The organism is Candidatus Binatota bacterium, from assembly GCA_012960245.1.
Lineage (GTDB): Bacteria > Desulfobacterota > Binatia > UBA1149 > UBA1149 > UBA1149.
Genome location: DUBO01000025.1, coordinates 107,653 through 114,956 on the forward strand (window position 1 = coordinate 107,653; position 7,304 = coordinate 114,956).

General features: G+C 65.8%; 7 protein-coding genes. 3 read left to right on the forward strand and 4 right to left on the reverse strand.

Features of this window, described 5'->3' with window-relative positions:
* Positions 1-171 precede the first annotated feature (171 nt).
* The 3 genes from EYQ35_04510 to EYQ35_04520 are packed head-to-tail and all read right to left on the reverse strand — an operon-like array spanning position 172 to position 2,916.
* Positions 172-1,113: a fatty acid hydroxylase family protein gene (locus EYQ35_04510; GenBank protein ID HIF63405.1), complete on the reverse strand. Its 942-nt coding sequence runs from the start codon at positions 1,111-1,113 to the stop codon at positions 172-174.
* Between the two features lie 4 nt (positions 1,114-1,117).
* The gene (locus EYQ35_04515; GenBank protein ID HIF63406.1) at positions 1,118-1,840 is read right to left on the reverse strand and encodes a DUF374 domain-containing protein; all 723 of its coding nucleotides are present in this window, start codon (positions 1,838-1,840) and stop codon (positions 1,118-1,120) included.
* Between the two features lie 44 nt (positions 1,841-1,884).
* Complete coding sequence (locus EYQ35_04520; protein ID HIF63407.1) at positions 1,885-2,916, reverse strand: NAD(P)-dependent alcohol dehydrogenase; 1,032 nt, start codon at positions 2,914-2,916, stop codon at positions 1,885-1,887.
* Between the two features lie 329 nt (positions 2,917-3,245).
* Between EYQ35_04520 and EYQ35_04525 the strand changes: the two genes are divergently transcribed.
* From EYQ35_04525 to rsmI, 3 genes are read left to right on the forward strand one after another with little or no spacing between them, the layout of a single operon-like run.
* Positions 3,246-5,312 carry a hypothetical protein gene (locus EYQ35_04525; GenBank protein HIF63408.1) on the forward strand — a complete coding sequence of 689 codons (2,067 nt, stop codon included), beginning with the start codon at positions 3,246-3,248 and terminating at the stop codon, positions 5,310-5,312.
* Entirely contained in the window at positions 5,302-6,162 is an 861-nt protein-coding gene (locus EYQ35_04530; protein HIF63409.1) for an NAD+ synthase, read from the forward strand. The genes EYQ35_04525 and EYQ35_04530 overlap by 11 nt, the downstream gene beginning before the upstream one ends.
* Positions 6,150-7,037, forward strand: coding sequence for a 16S rRNA (cytidine(1402)-2'-O)-methyltransferase (gene rsmI, locus EYQ35_04535; protein HIF63410.1), 888 nt, complete (start codon positions 6,150-6,152; stop codon positions 7,035-7,037). Before EYQ35_04530 ends, rsmI begins: the two co-directional genes overlap by 13 nt.
* Positions 7,038-7,067: 30 nt before the next feature.
* Here rsmI and EYQ35_04540 read toward each other — a convergent pair.
* The coding region (locus tag EYQ35_04540; protein HIF63411.1) for a phosphotriesterase-related protein at positions 7,068-7,304 on the reverse strand (237 nt) is incomplete at its 5' end.

Genomic DNA, 7,304 nt, shown 5'->3' on the forward strand with positions numbered 1-7,304 from the left:
AGGCGGCAACCGGGGCCCGTCGCTGCGTTGCTTATGCACAAAGCTGACACGTTGCGTTGCCAGCGTTGCAACCAGGTGAAACAACGTTGCTACGGGGTCCGTGAGGGGAGTGAAGGAGTGGCTGGCTGCCTGCGGTGACGCGGGGCGGACCCTTTTCAGCTTCCCTGGGCGCTACACGCCAGGGGCGCTTTTATCCTGGTCGCCGGCACTCTCGGCTACTACCTGTCGCCAGCGCAGCGGCACGAGCAGCTGGTCGAGGTAGCCTGGCGGAAAATCCGGCATGGCCTCTATGCCTATGCCGACGGGCGGTTCGCGGTCAGCCGGCAGAAATCGGGTGCCGAACAACACGTCCCAGACTATGAGGTTGGCGCCGTAGTTGCTGTTGGCCTCTTCGACCGTGGGCGAGTGGTGCCAGCGGTGCAGTTCGGCCATGGCGAATATCCAGTTGAGCGGTCCCAGTCGCAGACGCACGTTGGCGTGTTGAAACATTCCGTGGATGGAGGTGAACACCGCGAACAGCACTATCACCTCCTCGCCGGCTCCCAACGCCACCAGCGGCAGGTACCAGGCGACGAACAGCAGCATGAAGTCCACCGGGTGAAAACGCCCCGCGTTGAGCCAGTACAGCCGCCGGGCGCTGTGGTGCACCGAGTGAAAGCGCCAGAGAAACTCGCGCTCGTGTTCGGAGCGGTGCACCCAGTACTGCCCGAACTCACCGACGACCAGTGCCAGCGCTAGTTGCGCCCAGGTGTTCCAGTGCTGCGGCCAGGGGCCGGTGATGTTCGTGGCCAAAGCAATCCAGGCGGCCAGCGCCGCGCCGGCGGTGAGCAGGGCGGGCTTGCTCAGCTCGGGCAGCAGGTTGCCCGAGATCATGGCGTGACCAAAATCGGTGGCGATGTCGCCGCGCGCACGGTTCCATTCGGCGTGCAGGGGAACAACGCGTTCGAGTATGGCAATAGCGAGGGCGGCGCCCAGCTGCACCGCCGCGAGCACGAGCACCAGCGACCAGCCAGCGGCCAGCGCGTGGTCGGTCGCCAGCAGGCCGGTCGTCATGACGACCGGAAAAACCAGCCAGGCCGTGGGCCCATGCGCCTTGTGCTGCTGGTCGTGCATGGATTTAGACGCTCACCAGTTTCTCGGCCTCTTCGGCCAGCAGGTCGAGGCGTTGCTGCAGTTGCTGCCTGCTGGGAGCCAGCGTTTCGCTGTCGCGGGCGTGGCCGGGCACCAAGATGGGCTCGGCGCTCACCGTCACCACGCGACCCGACAAGTGGGGCAGCGCCAGCTTCATCCATGTACTGTCGAGCACGGTAATCCTGTCACCCCAGCTGCGTACCGCCAGCAGCGGAAGACCACTTATAGCCGCCAGGTGTAACGAACCCCAGCGGGCCTCGTGCGACGGCCCGCGTGAGCCGTCGGCCATGATAACCACCGACTTGTTTTCGGCCACCGCGCGCCGGGCCAGCTCCTCGACCGCAGCCGTGCCGCGCTCGCGCCTCGAGCCGGCAACGCAGTCGATACCGAAGCGCTGCAGCAGGTAGGCGCCCAGCGTGCCAACGCGGTTGTGGCCTACCATGAAGAGCAGGGGCCAGCCGCGCTGGGTATGGCGAAAGAGCGAAAACATCGTCAGGAACACGTCCTGGTGCCAGGCGGTGACGATGCAGGGTCGGCCCTCGCGGATGTAATCAAAGAGCGGGCCGTGTTCTTCGAAACGCCCGCGGCGGTGCAGCACGGCCACCCAGGCCCGGATGAAGGCGTTCACGAGCGGATACAGCAGGCGTTGCACGTCGGACAAGCGGCTGCGCAGCCGCCGTACCCGCGCCGATTTCCACCAACCACTCATTTCACAAAAAGGGGAGGCGCCGGATACTCCCCTTAGGGAGGCCTTCAGGAGATGGCAATTTTGAGTACGCCGTCATCGTGAGCGCGGAAGGTGTCGTAGCTTGCCACTATGTCGTCGAGACTGTGCTCGTGGGTTAGCAGTGGTTCGAGGTCTACCTCGCCCGACTCTATTATGCCCAGCAGGTGCTCGAGTCGCTCGCGTCCGGCCGGGCACAGCGTGGTGACTATGTTTCGGTGAATGAAGTTTCCGTCGGTGGGCACGGTCAGCTCTTCGATGCCTCCGTACACACCCACCGAGCTTATGGTGCCGCCCATGCGCGTGGAGGCCAGGCAGTTGCCGAAGGTGACCTGCTTGCCCAGGGCTTCGACCGCCACGTGGGCGCCCACCCCGCCGGTGGCTTCGAGGATCGACTCAACGGCAGTACCGGGGTCAAAGACCTCGTCGGCGCCCAGTTGTCGCGACATGGCCACGCGTTCGGGAATCGACTCCACGGTGATGATGCGGCCTGCCTTGTAGTACTTGGCGGCAGCCGTCACGCAGAGTCCCACCGGGCCCTGGGCAAAGATGGCCACCGTCTTGCCTTCCACGTCGCCCGCGCGCTCGATGGCGCCGAAGCCGGTGCTCATGATGTCGGCGGCAAAGATAGCCTGCCGGTCGCTCATGCCGTCGGGGATGATTGCCATGCTCTGGTCTGCCCCGTTGGCCATGTAGGCTTCGCCCTGGCAGCCGAACAGCAGGTTCATCGGCGCGCCGAAGGTCTGGCACACGTTGAGGTTGCCGTCTACGCACTGCTCGCAGCTGCCACAGCTCGACAGGCAGCAGGTCACCACGCGGTCGCCGGGTTTGAAGCGGTCGACACCGTCACCCACGGCCTCGATGACGCCTACCGCCTCGTGGCCCATAGGCATGCCGGCGGGTACATCGTCGATGTCGTCAACGATGTGTATGTCCGACCCGCAGATGGTGGACAGGGTCATTTTTACCAGGGCCTGGCCCGGCTCGGGGTCGCCCAGTTCGTAGTCGCTGAGCGCCACGGCGCCCTTGTCGGTTTTTACGCATCCTTTGACTTTCGGCATACTGCCAAACTAGGCTGCGTAGGTGGTTGAGGGAAGACCGCTGGACGCAGCAGGCAAAATGGTGTTTAGTCAACGATAACAAGAGAGTACCGTACCCCTGCGGAGCCCCGGCAAGTGACCGGGCAGCATTCGGGCAATAGACGGGCAAGACACAAAGCGAAAGCAGCCGGGCGGGACCCGGCATGGACAAGCGTGGACCACGGCAGACCGGCGCAAAAAAAAGCGTCGCCGGGCCACCAGAACAGGGGGGATGACCCCCATTGATAGCGGAAGGCCGATAGCGGGCCGGCCGCAGGCGCAGTGAAAGCGACTGCGCGGGAGAAAAGACAATGGAAAATGCCGTAAGGCGGCCCGGTAGCGGGCCTCGTATCGCAGTTGCTCAGTTTTCGCCGGTTCTCGGCGACCTCAAGGCCAACCTCGAAACTCACAAAAAACTTATTGCCCAAGCCCTGGAACAGGGTGTCGACATACTGGTGTTCCCCGAGCTCAGCCTGACCGGCTATCGGCTCAAGGACACAGTGCCCGACGTTGCCCTTGAGCGCACGAGCGAGACCATGACCGAACTCGCCGAGCTGTCCAAGGACATTTCGCTGGTGGTGGGCCTGGTCGAGGAAACCCGCGACCACTGTTTCTATAACGCGAGCGTGTTTTTCGAAGCGGGCCGCGTGCTCAGCGTGCATCGCAAAGTGTACCTGCCCACCTACGGCATGTTTGACGAGCAGCGCTACTTTGCGCGCGGCCAGCGCATACAGGCGTTCAACAGTCGCCACGGCCGCATCGCGCTGCTCATCTGCGAAGACATGCTTCATCCCAGCGCGGCCATGGTGGCAGGGCTCGACGGCGCGTCGATCGTAATCGTACCCTCGGCCAGTCCGGTGGTGGGAGTCAACGCTGGCGCGAAGAGCATTGTCGGGACCGCCGGCAAGAAGGCCGCGAAATCCGAAGACAGCAACGGGCAAGGGCCGTCAGACGACAGTGCGGTCAAGCCCGACGCGGGTCAGAACGGCCAGCACTGGGAAAACTGGAATCGTGCCATGGCCCGCAACCTGGGCCTTTACGTGGTGCACGCCAACCGCTGCGGCAACGAGGACGGCCACGTTTACTGGGGCGGTTCGTCGATCATCGACCCCTCGGGCGCGATCATAACAAGGGCTGCCCTTTTCGAAGACGATCTCATCTCGGCGCCACTGGGCGAAGACTCGGTACGGCGCCGCAGGTTGAAGAACCCCCTGCTCAGGGACGAGGACATGGATCTTGTCATCAACGAGTACTCGAGACTGCGCGAACGCCCGGTCTTAAAGCCTGCACACGCGGGCCGCGACGCCGGGCGTCGTGACGACCGACGCGATGACCGACGTGAAGGCGGCGGCGGTGGATTTAAACGTGACGACCGACGCGAGGGCGGTGGTGGATTCCGACGTGACGACCGACGCGAGGGCGGTGGTGGATTCCGTCGTGACGACCGACGCGAAGGCGGTGGCGGTGGATTCCGACGTGACGACCGACGCGAAGGCGGCGGCGGTGGATTCAAACGTGATGACCGACGCGAGGGCGGCGGCGGTGGATTCAAACGTGACGACCGGCGCGAAGGCGGCGGCGGTGGATTCAAACGTGACGACCGGCGCGAAGGCGGCGGCGGTGGATTCCGACGTGATGACCGCGGTAGCTCTGATCGCCGATCTTTCGGTGGCAACGACAGGCGTGGCGGTGCGGGCGGAGGCGGAGGATACAACCGAGACGATCGCCGCGATGACCGTGGCGGCTACAACAAGGGCGGCCAGGACCGCGGGGGCTACAACAAGGGCAGCTACAACAAGGGTGGCCAGGAAGGCAGGTCCTTTGGCGGCAACGACAGGCGCCCGGGTGCGGGCGGGGGCGGTGGATACCGTCGCGACGACCGCCGTGACGACCGCCGTGATGACCGTGGCGGCTACAACAAGGGAGGCCAGGACCGTGGCGGCTACAACAAGGGTGGCCAGGATCGCAGGTCTTTCGGTGGCAACGACAGGCGCCCGGGACCGGGCGGGGGCGGTGGATTCCGCCGCGACGACCGCCGCGACGACCGCCGCGACGACCGGCGTGACGACCGCCGTGATAACCGCACTGTCGGGCCGCGCTCCTCTGGTCGGGACGATCGCGGCAAGCAAGGCGGTGGCGCTCCGAGCAGTGGCGGGCCGCGATCCTTTGGTCGCGAAGATCGCGGCGAACGGCGCGGCTGGAACGATCGCGACGACAATCGCGGCAAGTCGGCTCACTCGGGCAAAGCCCAGGGTGGCAACTCCCGCGAGGACGATTCGCGTCCCGACGGCAGTCGCCAGGCCCCGGAAAAACGCAGTAACCCCCGAGCGCTGAGCACCGACAAGTTGTTTGCCAAGGGCGGTGAGGATGAAAGCTGAGCAGGCCCCTGCTCCAGCCGGCACTACACCGGTCTTTCCTGCTCTTGACTGCCCGTTGGTGGAGAAGGTGCTGGTCAGCTTCGTCCGCAACGAGGTTCGACGGGTGGGCCTCGACAGCGTGGTGCTGGGCCTGAGCGGCGGTATCGACTCGGCCGTGTCGGCCGCACTCGCGGTGCGCGCCCTTGGCAACGACAAGGTGCTGGGCGTGATGATGCCCTACAGCAGCTCGAGCGAAGCCAGCCGTGCCGACGCGCTGGCCGTGGCCGAGGCCACCGGCATGAAGACCACCGAGCTGGACATCAGCGCGCAGGTCGACGCCTACTTTGAGCGTGTGCCCGACGCCTCGCGCCTGCGTAGAGGCAACAAGATGGCCCGCGAACGCATGACCGTGCTCTACGATCTTTCGGCCGACCGCGGGGCGCTGGTGCTGGGCACCTCCAACAAGACCGAGCTGCTGCTGGGCTACGGTACGCTGCACGGCGACATGGCCTCGGCCATCAACCCCATCGGCGATCTTTACAAGACCCAGGTCTGGGCGCTCGCGGCTCACCTGCAGATACCCGCCGAGGTAATAGACAAGCCGCCCACCGCCGACCTCTGGGAAGGGCAGACCGACGAGCAGGAGCTCGGCTTCGGCTACCGCGAGGTCGACGCGTTGCTCTACCGCATGGTCGACGAACGCGCGTCGGCCGAGGAACTGCTCGCCGACGGTTTTGACGCCGAGTTCGTGGAGCGCGTGCGCGGCATGGTGCAGGGCTCGCAGTTCAAGCGCCGCCTGCCGGTGATAGCCAAGGTGTCCGAGCGCACCATCGACTCGGATTTTCGTTACGCGCGCGACTGGGGCAGCTGACCGCCTTGGCTGGCAGGGGCAAAGACAAGCAGGGCGATCCCGGGCGCCTGTACGTACTGGCCACGCCGCTTGGCAATCTCGGCGACCTGTCACCTCGCGCAATGGAGATCCTCGCTTCGGTCAAAACCGTGGCCTGCGAGGACACCCGCGTCAGCCGCCGTCTGCTCGAGCTCGCGGGTTCAAACGCGGGCTTGTTGAGCTGCCACGATCACAACGAGCGCCGTGCCTCCGCTGGCATAGTTGCCCGCCTTAAGCGGGGCGACGACGTGGCCCTGCTCAGCGACGCGGGTACGCCCTGCATAAGTGACCCCGGCTACAGGGTGGTGTGCGCGGTTGCGGACGCCGGCCTGGAGGTCATCACCGTTCCCGGTCCCTCGGCCGTTACTGCGCTGTTGTCGGTGTCGGGCCTACCCACCGACAGGTTTTCTTTCGAAGGTTTCCTTCCGTCCAGCGGCTCGGCCCGCAGGCGGGTGTTTGAGCGGCTGGCCGACGCGGGTGGTACGGCGGTGTTCTACGAGTCGCCCCGGCGCGTGCTGGCGCTGCTCGACGATCTGGCCGGGCAGTTCGACGACCCCCCGGTGGCCGTCGGCCGCGAGCTTACGAAGCTCTACGAACAGGTGCTCCGGGGCGCGGCGAGCGAGGTGGCCGCCGCATTGCGCGAACAGGGGCCGCGAGGAGAGTTCACGGTGGCGGTGGCGCTGCCGCCAGCCGAAAAGGGCATGGCCGCGAGTGAGCTGCGCGCGGAATTAGCGCGCCTGCTCGACGCCGGCCTGAGCCGCCGCGACACGGCCATCGCGCTCAAGTCGCGCGGCGTATCGCGCAGCGAGGTCTACCGCGTGGCCGATGAGTTGGCCGACGAGTCGGCCGACGACTGAACGGGCGGCCGCTCAGCCTGTCTTTTCCTGTCAGTCTAACGCCGGCAGTGCCTCGCCGGCAAAGAAACGCCGCGGGTTCTCGTCGAGCATCATCGAGATGTGGTCGTCGGTGGCGCCGCCGTCCTTGAGCATGGGCACTATACGTTCGATGAAATGGGTCGGCGTCCACACCTCGAGCATGGCGGCCACCGCCTCGGGGTCGGGTATGGGGCTGCCGCCCCAGCACCACACCGAGTCGTGCGAGATGACCACCCTCGAAGCGCAGCC